Below are 15,267 nucleotides of genomic sequence, written 5' to 3'. Positions count from 1 at the left end.
TTACGTTCGGATTCACCAAAGAAAATCGGAATTTTATTGCTTCAGCCTTTGTTGAGGAAGCGGGCGGCAATATGCGCGCGTCCGCGTTCATACGCGCTATCGCACCAGAGCCGCCGATGCCCCGCCTCCTCCCGATCCTGCTCGCCGCCGCCTTTGTCGCCGCTCCCATGGCTGCGTCCGCCCAGAACAGCGCCCTTAATGTCGAGATCGATCGCTCCGCCCGGGTTCAACTGAGCGGTCCGGCCTCCTCCGTCATCGTCGGCAATCCGGCCATCGCCGACGTGACCGTGGTGGACGCCAACACCCTGTTCATCCTCGGCAAGGGCTATGGCGTGACCGAGGTCGTCGCTGTGGACAGCCTGGGCCGCACCCTGTTCCAGCGCGAAATCGTCGTCACCGGCGGCTCGACCGGCACGGTGCGCGTCTGGCGTGGGGCCCAGGCGACCGAAATGGCGTGCGGCTCCTCCTGCGCCCCTAGCGTGCGCAAGTCTCAAGGCGCGGCGGCCGCCGTCGCGCCCTAGGGACCGCTTGATGATCCGCCGCCCTGTCTTGATCCGGCCACGCCGCACCGACGCCCGCAAGGCGCGCGAAGGCGCGGCGGCGGTCGAATTCGCCATGGTGGCCGTGCCCTTCTTCGTCCTGCTGTATTCGCTGCTCGAGCTGGGCCTGGTCTTCATGATCGACGCCGTGGCCGAAAACGCCGTGATCGACGCCACACGTCTGATCCGCACGGGCCAGGCCCAGCAGCAGGGCTTTGACGCGGCCAAGTTCAAGGCGGCCTTCTGCGCCAACATGAGCGTGTTCGAAAGCGACTGCGCCGCGCGCACCACGGTAGACGTGCGTGTGGTCGCCCATTTCGCCGCCGAGGATGAGGGCGCTGACGCCGACGGCGACGGCGTGCCCGATGAAGACAGTTATGACGGCGGCGACGCCCAGGACCTGATCCTGGTGCGGATCTGGTATCGCCAACCGATGATCGCCCCATCCCTGACCCAGGCGGTCACCAGCGGCGGCGCGGGCGAGGTCGTCATCTCGTCCACCACCGCATTCCGCAACGAGCCCTGGAATGCCTAGGCTCTCGATCCGCAGACTGTTGCGCAGACTAGCCGGCGACGAGCGGGGCGTGTCCGCAGTCGAATTCGCCCTGATCGCCCCGGTGATGATCCTGTTTTACGCCGGGCTGGTGGACCTGTGTCAGGGCTATATGGCGTTGAAGCGGACCAGTCACGTGGCTGCTGCGGTCGCCGATCTGGCCTCCCAGTCCACGGTCCTGACCGCGACCGAGGTGGACGGCATCTTCGAGGCCGGCCCCGGCATCATGGCTCCCTTCAACTCTACGGATCTGGAACAGAGGATCAGCAGCGTCACCCGCGTATCGGCGTCCAGCTACAAGGTGGACTGGAGCCGCAGTTCCAAGACCACCGGCGCCCTGTCCGGAGACCTGAACGTCGCCGCCGCCAAGGTGCCCGACGACATGCTGGCCAATGGCGAGTCGGTGATCATCGCCGAAGTGGCTTATACCTATGCGTCGCCCTTCCAGCAGTTCCTGCCGGAGTTCAGGTTCGAGCGCCGCGCCCTGCTGGAGCCGCGGCGGACCGCCGTCATCACCTGCTCGACCTGCTGATCATCCCGCCTGATCACCCAATAAGGGCGCGCCGCAGGGCTGATATCTTGACTTGGGTCTCGGCGAGTTCCGCCTGAGGATCGCTGTCGGCCACGATGCCCGCCCCGGCCAGGGTGCGATAGGTCCAGCGGCCGTCCCGTCGTTCGAACGACGCCGTGCGGATCAGCACAGAGGCGGTCAGGCCGCCGCCCTCTTCCAGAATGAACAACGAACCGCACCAGGCGCCGCGCGGGGGCTCCAGATCAGCGATCACCTTCATAGCCTGATGCTTGGGCGCGCCAGTGATCGAGCCGGGCGGGAAGGTCGCGTCCAGCAGGTCGGCCGGCGTCACCCCCGGCTCGGCCCGGCCGACCACGGTCGAGACCAGATGGTGGACGGTCGGATGGCTCTCGATCGCGAACAGTCGCTCGACCGCGACTGAGCCGACGCGCGAGGCGCGGGCCAGGTCGTTGCGCATCAGATCGACGATCATCAGGTTTTCGGCCCGGTCCTTGGCGCTGGCCTGAAGCTCGGCGGCCAGGGCCGCGTCTTGACGCGGATCGGAAGATCGGGCGCGCGTGCCCTTGATCGGCCGCGCTTCAATGCGCCGGGTTTCGCCGTCGAAGGCCAGGAACAGTTCGGGCGAGTTGGACACCAGGGCCCGGTCGCCGATCCGCCAGAAGGCGCCATAGGGCGAGGCCCGCCCCTGTTGCAGCCGCAGGAAGACGTCGAACGGATCGGCCTCGGGCTTCAGCGCGCCGCCCCAGGCGCGGGCGATATTGGCCTGGAACATCTCTCCCGCGCCGATGCGGGCGACGACCTCGGCGACGGCGTCGCGATAGGCCTGGTCCGGCGCCTCGGCCGTAAAGGTCTCGGCCGGAGCCCCGGGAGTCGCAGGCGTGACCGCCGCCGCTCGCCATTGCGACGCTTGGGCCGCCGCCGCCTCAGCCTGCGCCGCCGTCGCCCCCCGACCGACAGCGCGAACACGCCGCTGATGATGGTCGAAGCTCAACATCGCCGGATAGCGGGCCAGGATAATGTCGGGCCAGACCAGGGGCCGCTCGCCCGTCGCCGGTCGCGCGCCGGCGTCATAGGCGGCCAGCCCCACCGTCCCCGCGCCCCAGGCTGGATCGCGCAGGGGATCGAACAGATCGGCCTCGACTTCGCCCAGACGCACCCGGTCGGACCTTGCCGCCACATGGGACCAACGGCCGCCCGGACCGCCGTCGGACAGCAGGACCAGGGCGCCGTCCGCCCCGCCGATCCCGGCCGCGACAGCCAAGGGGTCCGTCCACGGATGATCGCGGACGACCACATGGGTCAGTGCGCCGTTCACGCCGACAGCCGCGCCTCGATCCGGGCGCGCAGGGCCGCGTCGACGCCCAGGGCCTGTTCCAGATAGGCGTCCAGGGATCCATGCCGCGCCTCGACCTCGGCGAAGGCGGCCTCCAGATAGGCGGCCTCGACCCCGAGGAAGGCCACAACCGCGTCGTCGGAGGCGACACGGCCGGTCATCTCGTGCAGACGCCGCGCAATGGACGGGGCGCGGCCGGCCAGGTCGACGGCCGTGTTAGTCAGCAGATAGTCCTCGACCAGGTCGTCGCGGTGGACACCCAGCAGATGATGGGTCAGGGCGGCGAGAAATCCGGTCCGGTCCTTGCCCGCCGCACAGTGGATCAGCACCGGCCGGTCCTGGTCGCCTAATGCGTGAAAATAGCGGCTGAAGACCTCGATGTGAGCGACGTCGAACGGCAGGGTGCGATAGGTCTGCGTCATGAAACGCCGGCCCGAATCCGGCGTCAGGTCCGCCGTTTTCAGGAAGGTGATGTGAGGCGCCTCGGCCCCGTCGTCGATCCCGCCCTCGATTATCAGGGCGTCGAAGCCTTCATGTCGTCGCGAGGGCTGGTCGCGCCTCTCGCCCGGTCGGCGCAGATCGACCACCGCCCCCAGGCCGAACCCCTTCAGCCGCTCCAGATCGGCGTCGCTGGCCCGGGCGTGATGGCCCGAACGCAGCAGGCGGCCGGGACGCAGGCGTCGCCCGGCCGCCGTGGCGTAGTCGCCATAGTCGCGGAAATTGTCGATGGCCTCAAAGGCGTGGAGACGGTGACTCATGCCCCGCTTCTAGCGCGCCGGCAGCAGGCCCGCCATGGCGTCCAGATAGGCGACGAAGGCGGCGCGGCCTTCCTCGGTCAGACTGGCCTCGGTCAGAGGCTTGCGCCCGATGAAGCTCTTGGTCACGGCGACGAAACCCGCCTCCTCCAGCTTTCGCAGATGGACCGAAAGATTGCCGTCGGTCGTCTGCAGCCGGGCCTTCAGCGTATTGAAATCCGCCGCCTCGGCCCCGGACAGATAGGCCATGATGCCCAGCCGGATCCGTCCGTGGATCACCTCGTCGATCCGGCTGATATCGAAGTCGTCCGCCATCAGACGATCTCCGACGGTTCCTGCCGCATCAGGATCAGGCCGGGAACAAAGGCGACGGCGAAGATCACCACGGTGAAGACCAGATACATGGCCATGTCTCCGGCGAACCATCCCACCGCCACCGCACCGGCATAGGACAGCAGGCCCGTCACCGTCATCCAGCGCACGCAGGTCATGGCGCCGGCGATCATCCAGGCGGAGCCATAGGCGACGAAGACGATGGTCGGCATGGCCATCATCACCGACCAGTCGCCGGACTTCAGTCCCATGGCCATAAACGCCATCCAAGTGGCGAAGATGCCATACCCTACCGCCGACCAGGCCGAGCCGACCGCGCGATTGCCCGACGAGTTGAAGCCCGGCTTGCCTTTCATCCGACGGATCAGAACGGCCAGGGCCGCGCCGAACACGAGGCCGGATCCGATCCAAAGCCAGACCGGCGCCCAGCGCGAGGCGTCGATAACGTCGGTGAGAAGAGCCCACTGAGCCAGATTGGCCGCCCCGAAAATTATCGCCGCCGTCACCAGCACCGGCCCTGCCAGCAGTGGCGCGTGCCGACCCTCCTGGGCCAAGGCCCGCATGTAGGCGATATCGTCCTGAATAGTCTGTGTCTCACGCGTCATGGCGCCCTCCTGTGAATGTCGACCAGACCTAAACCAAGCACTTTGCAATGTAAAGTCAATTGAGATTTCCGTTCGCTGGTCTCGTGTTAGGGAGCTGAATGCGCGTGAATTTCCAGCGAGTCGCCTATGCGACACTTCCCGTCTGCAACGCCCTGAACATGGCGGATGTCGAAGCGGCCGTGGCGCGGACGGGCCTGGAGCGCGGCCGACGCGCACTGGACCTCGGCTGCGCGCATGCGGGCGTCGCCATACATCTGGCGCGGCGGTTCGGTCTGGTCTTCGACGCGGTCGACGCCGACGGCGCCATGATCGATCTCGCCCGTGAACGGATCGCCCAGGCCGGAGTGGAGGATCAGGTCGCCCTGCATCACGCCTGGTCGGGGCCCTTCCTGGCCGATCAGCCGCCCTATGAGCTGATTATCGCCATCGGCACGATAGAGCCGGTCGGCAATGGAATTAGAGCGCCCGCTAGCATGCTGTCTGGCCTGTTGCGGCATCTGGCGCCGGGCGGTTGGTTGCTGTGGGGCGATCTGGCCTGGAGGGGCGAACCGCCGGCGCCTCTGCGACAGCTGATCGAAGCCAACAACCTCTATACCGATCACACCGGCTGGCAAGCTGCGGCCAGCGAGGCCGGCTTCCAGGTGGTCACGGCGAGCCTGTCGGACGACGCCACCTGGACGTGCTACATCGAGACGATGAGCGAGGCGGTGCGCGACTGGACGACAACCCACCCCGACCGCCCGGAGACCGCCGCCATCGCGGCGCGCGGCGAGCAGGTCCACAGCCTGTTGACCTTCGGCCGCGACCATATCGACTTCGGTCTGTACCTGCTGCGTTGGCCGGGGTGACGCGCCGTCACCTAAACGGCGGCTCGTCGAAGGCGCGGAGCTTGCGCGAATGCAGGCGCGAGCCCTCGTTCCGCATCAGGTCCACCGCCTGGATGCCGATCTGCAGGTGTTCCGAAATCGAGCCTTCGTAGAAGCGGTTGGCCTGGCCCGGCAGCTTGATCTCGCCATGGAGCGGCTTGTCCGACACGCACAACAGTGTGCCGTAGGGCACGCGGAAGCGATAACCCTGGGCCGCGATGGTGGCGCTTTCCATGTCGATGGCGACGGCGCGACTCTGGTTGAAGCGCAGCGCCGACTTGGAATAGCGCAGCTCCCAGTTCCGGTCGTCAGTGGTGACCACCGTACCTGTGCGTAGGCGCAGCTTGACCTCGTCGCCCGGCATGCCGCTGACCGACTTGGTGGCGTCGTACAGGGCGCGCTGGACCTCGGCGATCGAGGGGATCGGAATGTCCGGCGGCAGGACCGCGTCCAGAACATGGTCGTCGCGCAGATAGGCGTGGGCCAGGACATAGTCGCCGATGGTCTGGCTGGCGCGCAAGCCGCCACAGTGACCGATCATCAGCCAGACATGCGGGCGGGTGACGGCTAAGTGGTCGGTGATCGTCTTGGCGTTGGACGGGCCGACGCCGATATTGACCAGGGTCACGCCCTTATGGCCCGGCGCGGTCAGGTGATAGGCCGGCATCTGGTGCTTCTTCCAGGCCGTGTCGCTGATCGCCGCCTCTGGGTTGGGCGTGTCGCGCGTGATGATCACGCCGCCGGCGCAGGACAGGGTCTCGTACGGCGTGCCCGGCGTCTGCAGTTGTTCGATGGCCCAGCGCACGAACTCATCGACGTAGCGATTGTAGTTGGTGAACAGGACATAGGACTGAACATCGTCCACCGGCGTGCCGGTGTAGTGCCGCAGCCGCGCCAGGGAGAAGTCGGTCCTCAGCCCGTCGAAATGCGACAGGGGGAAGTCGCCGCCCATGTCGAACAGGCCGTCGGCGATCTCGTCGCCGATATGGGCCAGGTCCGTGGTCGGGAACCAGCGCGCCAGGGCGGCCGTCATCGACCGGTCCAGCGCCACCTCCAGCCCGTCGGTCACATAGGGGAAGGGTATTTCCTGGCGTGAGATCCCGACCTCGAAGGTCGCGCCGTATTCCTGTTCCAACAGGCCCAGCTGTTCGGTCAGATAGGGGCGAAACAGGTCCGGCCGGGTGACGGTGGTGGCGTAAGTCCCCTGTTTCGACAGCCGGGCATAGGCGCGCGGCTCCAGGTCCTGGGGGCGATCCCCGTCCCAGCGGATGCGAAGTTCGGGATAGGCGAACACCCCTTCGGCGCGTTTCAGCGGGTCGGGCCGCGCGCCGGTGTTGACGAAATCCCGCACGGCGTCGCGCAGGTTGGTCACGGATTGGGTGTAGAGGGTTTCGAGGCGGTCCAGCGCCGCCTGTGCTGTCATCTGTTCTGTCATGACTTCCTCTAGCGAAGCTTCTTGGCTTTGGCGAGGCGCCCGGCGGTCAACCTCGATTTCGCTGCGTTGCAGCAATTTATGACAGGCGCATGGTTGCGGTTCGCAACGCGACGGCGCATCTGGCCCGAATGTCCTCTTCCCCCGCGTCAGCCCCCGCCAAGAAGGAGCTCGGCTTTGTCGAGTTCGTCTGTCTCATCGCCCTGATGATGGCGCTGAACGCCCTGGCCATCGACTCCATGCTGCCGGCCCTGCCGCACATCGGCGAAGACCTGGGCGTGGCCAATGAGAACAGCCGCCAGTGGGTGGTGACCGCCTATCTGCTCGGCTTCGGCGGGGCCCAGCTGATTTACGGCCCGTTGGCGGACCGGTTCGGACGCAAGTCCGTGCTGATGGTCGGCGTCGGCCTCTATGTGGTGTTCAGCCTGCTGGCGACCCTGGCGCCCACCTTCGACATGCTGATCCTGGCCCGCATCGGCCAGGGGCTGGGCAGCGCCTGCACCCGCGTGCTGGCCGTCTCCATCGTGCGCGACCGCTACGAAGGCCGCACCATGGCCCGCGTCATGTCCTTCAGCTTCCTGGTCTTCCTGGGCGTGCCCATCCTGGCGCCGTCCATCGGCCAACTGATCATGCTGGTCGGGCCGTGGCGCTGGATCTTCGCGGCCCTAGGCCTGGTCGGGGTGGCGCTCAGCGTCTGGGCCTTCCTGCGCCTGCCCGAGACCCTGAAGCCCGAGGATCGGCTGCCGATCCAGGTGAAACGCCTGACCTCGGCCTACAAGACCGCCCTGACCGACCGCACCGCCATGGGCTACACCCTGGCGATGACGGCGATCACCGGCGCCCTGTTCGGCTTCATCAACTCGTCGCAGCAGATCTTCGCCGACGTGTTCGACGCCGAGGCGGCCTTCCCGGCCATCTTCGCCCTGATCGCCGGCGGCATCGCCGTGGCCTCGATCGTCAATGCGCGGCTGGTGGTGAAGCTTGGTTCGCGCAAGATCTCGCACACGGCCCTGATCGGCTTCACCAGCATTTCGGCGATCCACGCGGTGGTGGCCCTGAGCGGTCACGAGACCATCTGGACCTTTGCGATCCTTCAGACCCTGACCATGTTCTGCTTCGGTCTGATCGCCGGCAATTTCGGCGCCATGGCCATGGAGACCATGGGCCATATCGCCGGCACCGCCGCCTCGATCCAGGGCTTCATCTCCACCATCTTCGGCTCGCTGCTGGGCTTCGCCGTAGGGCAGCAGTTCAACGGCACGACCGTGCCCATGGTGCTGGGCTTCACCGTCTTCGGCCTGATTGCCCTGGCCTGGGTCCTGTTCGCCGAGCGGGGACGTCTGTTCCGGGCCCACCACGCCCCGGCGCATTGAGGCTTTACCGACCACAGACTTGATCTTTTCAGCGTTTCCGCGCGTTCTCCGGCCAATCCTTAAGGTCAGCCCCGGAAAGCCTCGATGAAGCGCAAAGTCTTCGGTCTCGTCTCCGCCCTCGCCCTTGCCTCGGTTCTGGGCGCCTGCTCCGCCACGACCGGCGCCGCGTCCCTGGCGCCGCCCGCCGTCGCCCCGGCTCCGGGTCCGGACGCGGTCGACAGCCACACCTACGCCCGGCCTGAGATCGCCCGCGTCGTCGACGTCGCCCTGGACCTGACCGCCGACTTCAACGCCAAGACCCTGTCGGGGACGGCGACGCTGGACATCCTGGCCGTCCCCGGCGCCAATGAGGTGATCCTGGACATCCGCAACCTGGACATCCAGGACGTGCGCGACGCCTCAGGGCAACCGCTGCGCTATGTCGTCGGCGACAATGACGCTATCAAGGGCCAGCCCCTGACGGTCTATTTCCCGGCCTTCGCCGCCAATGAACGGCGCAAGATCACCATCCGCTACTCGACCCGTCCCGACGCGGCGGCCCTGCAATGGCTGTCGCCCAGCCAGACGGCGGGCGGCCAGAAACCCTATCTGTTCAGCCAGGGCCAGGCCATCCTGACCCGCACCTGGGTTCCGACCCAGGACAGCCCCGGCATCCGGCAGACCTATTCGGCCCGCATCACCGCCCCGGCCGACCTGACCGTGGTCATGAGCGCCGACCAGCTGACGCCCAAGGGCGAGGCGGCCGCAAACGGCATGAAGTCTTGGCGCTTCCGGATGGACAATCCGATCCCGCCCTATCTGATCGCCATCGGCGTCGGCGACATCGCCTTCGCCCCCTTCGACGAGCGGACCGGCGTCTGGACCGAGCCCAGCCGCCTGCGCGCCGCCGCCGCCGAGCTGGAGCCGACCGCCGAAATGGTGGACGCGGCCGAGAAGCTGTACGGCCCCTATCGGTGGGGCCGCTACGACCTGCTGGTCCTGCCGCCCAGCTTCCCGTTCGGCGGGATGGAAAACCCCAAACTGACCTTCGCCACCCCGACGATCATCGCCGGCGACCAGTCACTGGTCTCGTTGGTGGCGCACGAACTGGCCCACTCCTGGTCCGGCAATCTGGTCACCAACGCCACCTGGAACGACTTCTGGCTGAACGAGGGTTTCACCACCTATTTCGAGAACCGGATCATGGAGTCGATCTACGGCCATGACCGGGCGGTGCAGGAACAGGTGCTGAGCTGGGACGGGCTGCAGGACGAGCTGAAGTCCCTGGCTCCCGCCGACACCCGCCTGCATCTGGACCTGACCGGCCGCGATCCCGACGACGGCATGAACACCATCGCCTATGACAAGGGTTCGGCCTTCCTGCGCACCATCGAGCGGATCGCCGGGCGCGATAAGTTCGACGCCTGGCTGCGCGGCTATTTCGACCGCAACGCCTATCGGCCGATGACCACGGCCATGTTCCTGGAGGACATCCGCACCCATCTGGTGAGGAGCGACGCCACCCTGGAGTCGCAGTTGCAGTTGGACGCCTGGGTCTATCAGCCCGGCCTGCCGTCCAACGCCGTGGCGCCGGTCTCGAACGCCTTCGCCCCGGTCGATGCGGCCGCCGTGGCCTTCTTCAAGGACAAGGGACCGGCCTCGGCCATTCCCTGGGCGGAGTGGAACACCCAGCAGCGGCAGCGCTTCCTGGGCTGGCGTCCCGACGGCCTGGCGGCGAACGCCGACTGGCTGACCGCCGCCCAGTTGGCCGATCTGGAGCGCACCCTGAACCTGGCGAACGAAGGCAACAGCGAACTCACCTTCGCCTGGCTGCAGATCGCCCTGGCCCATCGCTACCAGCCGTCGGTCGCGACGGCGGAGCGGTTCTTGACCAGCCAGGGCCGGCGCAAGTTCGTCATGCCCCTGTTCCAGACCCTGTGGAACGAAGGCGACTGGGGCCGCCCAATCGCCCGCCGCATCTACGCCGAGGCCCGGCCGCTGTATCACCCGGTCACCAGCGGTTCGGTCGATCAGCTGATGGGCCGACCTTAACCTGTCCGCGCCTCCTCCCCGCGTTGCGGGGAGGAGGCGCGCGAAGCGATGACGGGTTAGAAGGCGCAGCCCCCTTATTCTTTCGTCATTCTCCGGCAAGCCGCGCCTTCGCGGCGCAGACCGGGGAACCCAGCGGCGGGTCCGCGACAGGTTCGCGCTCTCGCGCGCCGCTGGGTTCCCCGGTCTCGCTACGCTCGCCGGAGAATGACGAAAGAAGATACGGACGTCCCTAAAGGTTGATCACGCTCGCGCCGGCCTCGTCCGACAGCCGCTCCGCCAGCACGGCGCGGTGGCACCCGGCGTGGTCGGCCTCGAAGCACAGCAGGGCCACGCGCTTCTCGCCCGCCAGCGCCTTCAGCCGTTCGTATTCCATCTGGGCCTGAGGCTCGGCCAGATGGTCCGCGAAAATGGCGCGCATCTCGGCGACATGCCCCTTGCGGGCCGCGTCCCGCCCAGCCTTGGGCGTGCCGAGGCCGCGCAGATGGAGATAGTCGATCCCCTCGGCCTTCAGGCTTTCGCCCAGAATCGTCTTGGAAAATCCGGCGCGGCGCGAGGCGGCGACCGCGCGAACATCGACCAACAGATCGACCCGGGCCGCCTTCAGCCGATCGATCACCTGCGCCTGGCTCGCGCCTTCGTAGCCTATGGTGAAGACTTGCATGAACCACAGATGGGCGCGCGCGCGTCGATCGCCAGCTTGACCGTCAATCGCCGCGTTGCGGCGCGGCGCCCCATCGGCTATCCCGCAACACGGATTTCGACTGGAGCTTTCCCCATGGCTGACCTCGCCCCCGGCGTCGTGACCCTCTTCGGAGGATCCGGCTTCATCGGATCGCAGGCGGTGCGCGCCCTGGCCCGTCGCGGCTGGCGCATCCGCGTGGCGGTGCGCAACCCGGTTCTGGCCATCGAGGTCCAGCCCCTGGGCGATCCGGGCCAGATCCAGTTCATGCGCTGCGACGTGACCAATGCCGAGGACGTGGCGGCCGCTGTGCGCGGCTCTCACGCCGTGGTCAATCTGGTCGGCGTCCTGCACGACGGCGGCGGCAAGCGCGGCTTCAAGAGCGCCCATGTCGAGGCCGCCAAGAACATCGCCCAGGCGTCCAAGGCCGCCGGGGTGGAGCGCGTCGTCCAGATCTCGGCCATCGGCGCCGACGCCAACAGCCGCTCCGCCTACGCCCGCACCAAGGGCGAGGCCGAAAACGAAATTCGCGCCGTCTATCCGGACGCCGTCATCCTGCGTCCGTCCCTGGTGTTCGGCGCCAGCGACGGCTTCCTGAACCGGTTCGCCGCCATGGCGACCTCGTCGCCCGCCCTGCCGCTGATCGGCGGCGGCAAGACCCGGTTCCAACCGGTCTATGTCGCCGACGTGGCCGAGGCTGTGGCGCGCGCCGTCGTCCGCGGCGACGCGGCCGGCCGCACCTACGAACTGGGCGGGCCGGACGTCTACAGCTTCCGCGAAGTGCTGGAGCTGGTGCGTCGCGAGACCGGTCGCGACCGCCTGCTGGCGCCCATCCCCTTCCCTGTCGCCAAGCTGCTGGGTTCGGTGCTTCAGACCGTCAGCCTGATCGGCCTGACCCCGCCCCTGACCCGCGATCAGGTCGTCATGCTGGAGAAGGACAATGTCGTCTCGCCCGGCGCCGCGACCCTGGCCGACCTGGGCCTGACCACGCCGACCGGCATGGAGGCCATCGCCCCCTCCTACCTGTGGCGCTATCGCGACGGCGGCCAGTTCGCCGTTTCGCCCGCCCATTGAGGCTTGGCCCGGCCTGATCTGAGATCCGGCCGTGAAAACGGCCTAGCCTAACCTGAGACCCGGCCGTGAAAACGGCCGGGGCGTCTTCGCATTCCGGAACAAATAGTGCACAACTCTCGGATGCCGGCCACGCAAACCCAGTCCCGCCCCGCCCAAGACCCGACGCTGGACGACGCCCGGTCGCTGCTGTCGCGTGTCTGGGGTCATGGCGACTTCCGGGGCCTGCAAAGCCAGGTGGTGGACGAAATCCTGGCCGGACGCGACGTGCTGGCCGTCCTGCCGACCGGCGGCGGCAAGAGCGTCTGCTATCAGATCCCCGCCATCCTCCGCCCCGGTCTGGGCCTGGTGGTCTCGCCCCTGATCGCCCTGATGACCGACCAGGTCGAGGCCCTGAAACAGCAGGGTGTCGCCGCCGCCCGGCTAGATTCCGGAGTGTCGCTGGACGAGCGGTCGGCGATCTGGGCCGCGGCCCGGTCCGGCGATCTGGACCTGCTGTACGTCTCGCCCGAAGGCCTGGCGGCGGGCGCCATGATGGACCGGCTGGCCGAACTGCCGCTGAGCCTGATCGCCATCGACGAGGCCCACTGCGTCTCGCAATGGGGCCACGACTTCCGTCCCGACTACCGCAACCTGGGTCTGCTGGCCGAGCGGTTCCCCAACGTCCCGCGTATTGCGGTGACCGCCACCGCCGACGCCCGCACGCGCGACGACATCCTGCGCTCGCTGCGGCTCGAAGAAGCCAAGGTCTTCGTCGACAGTTTCGCCCGCCCGAACCTGCAACTGTCGGCCGAGCGCAAGGAAAGCGCCTCGCGCGCCAAGACCGACGCCCGTGTCATCGAACTGGTGCGCGAGCGGCGAGGCAAGCCGGGCGTGGTCTATTGCGGCAGCCGCGACGGCTGCGACCGCGTGGCCCAGGCTCTGCGCGACGCCGGGACCAACGCCATCGCCTATCACGCCGGCATGGACAACAAGGAGCGGGACCGCCGGCTGGAACGGTTCCTGGCCGAGGACGGCGCCGTCATGGTCGCCACCATCGCCTTCGGCATGGGGGTGGACAAGGCCGACGTCCGCTTCGTCATCCACGCCGATCCGCCGGGGTCGCTAGAGGCCTATTGGCAGGAGATCGGCCGGGGCGGCCGCGACGGCGAACCGGCCGAGGGCATCACCCTGTACGGCCCCTCCGACATCGCCTGGACCCTGCGCCGGCTGGACAGCCGCCCCATGGCCGAGGAGGTCAAACAGGTCCAGGTGCGCAAGGCCCGCCAACTGTTCGCCATGCTGGACGGCGCCGTCTGCCGCGCCCAGGCCGTGCGGCGCTATTTCGGGGAGACCGGCGCGGAGCCATGCGGCGTGTGCGACATCTGCGGCGACCCGCCGCTTCTGTATGACGCGACCGTCCCCGCGCAAAAGGCCCTGGCGGCGGTCCAGCGTCTGGGCGGCCGGTTCGGCCGGGGCCGGATCGTCGATCACCTGACCGGTCGCACCAAAACGGTCCAGCCGTGGGAGCAACAGCTGTCCACCTGGGGCATAGGCGCCGACATCTCGCCCAACGGCTGGCGCGACATCGTCGATCACCTGCTGTTCGAAGGCCTGCTGGTCGAGGATCCGAACGACGGCAAGCCCCTGGTCGGTCTGGGCGACGGCGAGGCCGTGCGCGCCGTCTACAAGGCCGAACGCAAGATCGAGGTCCGCCGCGTGCCCGCCGGCTACGACGCCGGCACACGCTCGGGCAATCCGCGCAATCGCCGCGACCGCACCGGCGAGGGCCGCAACGCCGCGCTCGAGACCATGGACGCCGACGTCCGCGCCCGCTTCGAAGCCCTGCGCGCCTGGCGCCGCGACCGCGCCTCGGAACAGCATGTCCCGCCCTATGTCATCTTCCAGGACAAGACCCTGCTGGAAATCGCCCACGTCGAACCCGGCGACCTGACGGCCCTGGGCGCCCTGCCCGGCGTCGGCCAATCGAAACTGGACCGCTACGGCAAGGGCGTGCTGGAGACGTTAAGCGCCATCACCTGACCCTCTCCCGCCGGGAGAGGGCTTGAGCACACGGCGGCGCAGCCGTCGTCCTTGTGCGAAAGGGTGAGGGGCGAGATGGTGCGAGTTGGCCCACCGGCAGTCCCTCATCCGGCCCTTCGGGCCACCTTCTCCCCCCGGGAGAAGGAAGAACGAGTCCTACCCCAAGAACCGCTCCACCGCCGCCTGAAACCGTGCCGGCTGGTCGATCATCACCTGGTGGTCGGCGCCTTCGATGCGGACGAACCGCGCGGGGCGGCGCAGGTTGGAGAAGCCGTAGCGGTAAAGGCCCTCCAGCCGGTTACGCGGATTGTTCATATCCGGCGTCCAGCCATAGACCACCGTCACCGGGGCGGTGACGTCGCGCAGCCGTTGGCGCAGATCGACCGTCAGGGCTTCGTACAGGCCCTGGGCCAGCACCCGCCGGTCGCCGCCCTGCAGGCCCAGGCCGTCGAACACCATGTCGCCGGCAAGCCCGAGGTCCCCGCCCAGGGCCGAAACCTGGCCCTTCAGCGCCTGGTCCCCGAACAGCATCAGGGCCTGATAACCCAGCCGCGCCAGGGGCTCGACCTCGCGGGCGGTGACGCGGGAATCGACCAGGGCCGGAAAGAAGGGCGCGGAATCGACCACCATCACCCGTCCGACCCGGTCGCGCATGTCCGCCGCGACCCGCAGCGCGATCTGGCCGCCCAGCGAATGGCCGATCAGGGCGGGGCGCGAAAGCCGCTGCTCGCGGATATAGCGTTCGATCTCCAGGGCGGCGGGCGCGGCCAGGGCGCCGCCGGCATTGGCCCCGATGTCCGTCTGGCCGAAGCCCCGGATGGTGACCAGATGCACCCGATACCGGCCCTCCAGCTTGTCCGCCGTCGACCGCCAGGCCGCCCCGGTCGAGCCCAGGCCCGGAATAAAGACGACATCCGGCCCCGCGCCCCGCGTCTCGACGATGATCCGGTCGGAACGGAAGGCGGGGGCGTACTCCAGCAATGACGGCCGGGATTGCGCCCCCGCGGTCGTGGAGAAACAGGAGCTCGCCGCCAGGACGGCGAGGGCGATCAGCAAATGACGAAGCATGTCTCCTTCTGCCCGGAAATCGCGGCGACGGCGAGGCCGTAACACGCGCCTGCAAGTTGTTGACTCCACTATCGC

15 protein-coding genes are annotated in these 15,267 nt (G+C 68.0%); 8 read left to right on the top strand and 7 right to left on the bottom strand.

The window, feature by feature from the left end; all coding sequences use genetic code 11:
* The first annotated feature begins 116 nt into the window (after positions 1–116).
* The 3 genes from ACW17X_RS14275 to ACW17X_RS14265 are packed head-to-tail and all read left to right on the top strand — an operon-like array spanning position 117 to position 1,624.
* Positions 117–521 carry a pilus assembly protein N-terminal domain-containing protein gene (locus ACW17X_RS14275; RefSeq protein ID WP_492098371.1) on the top strand — a complete coding sequence of 135 codons (405 nt, stop codon included), beginning with the start codon at positions 117–119 and terminating at the stop codon, positions 519–521.
* A 10-nt stretch (positions 522–531) separates the two neighbouring features.
* Positions 532–1,074: a TadE/TadG family type IV pilus assembly protein gene (locus tag ACW17X_RS14270; protein ID WP_492098370.1), complete on the top strand. Its 543-nt coding sequence runs from the start codon at positions 532–534 to the stop codon at positions 1,072–1,074.
* A complete protein-coding gene (locus ACW17X_RS14265; protein ID WP_492098368.1) occupies positions 1,067–1,624 on the top strand; it encodes a TadE/TadG family type IV pilus assembly protein in 558 nt (185 codons plus the stop codon). The genes ACW17X_RS14270 and ACW17X_RS14265 overlap by 8 nt, the downstream gene beginning before the upstream one ends.
* Positions 1,625–1,637: 13 nt before the next feature.
* Here the strand turns inward: ACW17X_RS14265 and ACW17X_RS14260 are convergent, their stop codons facing one another.
* Genes ACW17X_RS14260 through ACW17X_RS14245 form a run of 4 tightly spaced genes read right to left on the bottom strand, consistent with a single transcriptional unit; the run spans position 1,638 to position 4,650 of the window.
* Positions 1,638–2,939 (bottom strand): anthranilate synthase component I family protein, encoded by a 1,302-nt coding sequence (locus ACW17X_RS14260; RefSeq protein ID WP_492098366.1) that lies wholly within the window; start codon positions 2,937–2,939, stop codon positions 1,638–1,640.
* Positions 2,936–3,715: a tyrosine-protein phosphatase gene (locus ACW17X_RS14255; protein ID WP_492098365.1), complete on the bottom strand. Its 780-nt coding sequence runs from the start codon at positions 3,713–3,715 to the stop codon at positions 2,936–2,938. The genes ACW17X_RS14260 and ACW17X_RS14255 overlap by 4 nt, the downstream gene beginning before the upstream one ends.
* Positions 3,716–3,724: 9 nt before the next feature.
* Entirely contained in the window at positions 3,725–4,027 is a 303-nt protein-coding gene (locus tag ACW17X_RS14250; protein ID WP_492088939.1) for a winged helix-turn-helix domain-containing protein, read from the bottom strand.
* On the bottom strand, positions 4,027–4,650 hold the full coding sequence (locus tag ACW17X_RS14245) for a hypothetical protein (protein WP_492098363.1): 624 nt from the start codon (positions 4,648–4,650) through the stop codon (positions 4,027–4,029). Before ACW17X_RS14245 ends, ACW17X_RS14250 begins: the two co-directional genes overlap by 1 nt.
* 104 nt (positions 4,651–4,754) lie before the next feature.
* Here ACW17X_RS14245 and ACW17X_RS14240 point away from each other — a divergent pair, with 104 nt between their 5' ends.
* Positions 4,755–5,498 (top strand): SAM-dependent methyltransferase, encoded by a 744-nt coding sequence (locus ACW17X_RS14240; RefSeq protein ID WP_492098361.1) that lies wholly within the window; start codon positions 4,755–4,757, stop codon positions 5,496–5,498.
* 7 nt (positions 5,499–5,505) lie between these two features.
* Here ACW17X_RS14240 and ACW17X_RS14235 read toward each other — a convergent pair whose 3' ends face one another.
* On the bottom strand, positions 5,506–6,951 hold the full coding sequence (locus tag ACW17X_RS14235; protein ID WP_492098360.1) for an AMP nucleosidase: 1,446 nt from the start codon (positions 6,949–6,951) through the stop codon (positions 5,506–5,508).
* A gap of 128 nt (positions 6,952–7,079) precedes the next feature.
* Here ACW17X_RS14235 and ACW17X_RS14230 point away from each other — a divergent pair, with 128 nt between their 5' ends.
* On the top strand, positions 7,080–8,321 hold the full coding sequence (locus tag ACW17X_RS14230; RefSeq protein WP_492098358.1) for a multidrug effflux MFS transporter: 1,242 nt from the start codon (positions 7,080–7,082) through the stop codon (positions 8,319–8,321).
* Positions 8,322–8,405: 84 nt separating this feature from the next.
* Positions 8,406–10,352 (top strand): M1 family metallopeptidase, encoded by a 1,947-nt coding sequence (locus tag ACW17X_RS14225; protein ID WP_492098356.1) that lies wholly within the window; start codon positions 8,406–8,408, stop codon positions 10,350–10,352.
* A 229-nt stretch (positions 10,353–10,581) separates the two neighbouring features.
* On the opposite strand, the gene ACW17X_RS14220 is transcribed toward ACW17X_RS14225, so the two are convergent.
* Positions 10,582–11,013: a DUF488 domain-containing protein gene (locus tag ACW17X_RS14220; RefSeq protein WP_492098354.1), complete on the bottom strand. Its 432-nt coding sequence runs from the start codon at positions 11,011–11,013 to the stop codon at positions 10,582–10,584.
* Positions 11,014–11,127: 114 nt separating this feature from the next.
* Between ACW17X_RS14220 and ACW17X_RS14215 the strand changes: the two genes are divergently transcribed.
* Complete coding sequence (locus ACW17X_RS14215; RefSeq protein ID WP_492098352.1) at positions 11,128–12,105, top strand: complex I NDUFA9 subunit family protein; 978 nt, start codon at positions 11,128–11,130, stop codon at positions 12,103–12,105.
* Between the two features lie 120 nt (positions 12,106–12,225).
* Positions 12,226–14,124, top strand: coding sequence for a DNA helicase RecQ (recQ, locus tag ACW17X_RS14210; protein ID WP_492098350.1), 1,899 nt, complete (start codon positions 12,226–12,228; stop codon positions 14,122–14,124).
* A gap of 156 nt (positions 14,125–14,280) precedes the next feature.
* On the opposite strand, the gene ACW17X_RS14205 is transcribed toward recQ, so the two are convergent.
* Positions 14,281–15,192: an alpha/beta fold hydrolase gene (locus tag ACW17X_RS14205; RefSeq protein ID WP_492098349.1), complete on the bottom strand. Its 912-nt coding sequence runs from the start codon at positions 15,190–15,192 to the stop codon at positions 14,281–14,283.
* Positions 15,193–15,267: the final 75 nt, after the last annotated feature.

It is taken from the genome of Brevundimonas sp. FV1ye4L, assembly GCF_058681255.1.
This window is presented reverse-complemented; position numbering and strand designations above follow the sequence as displayed.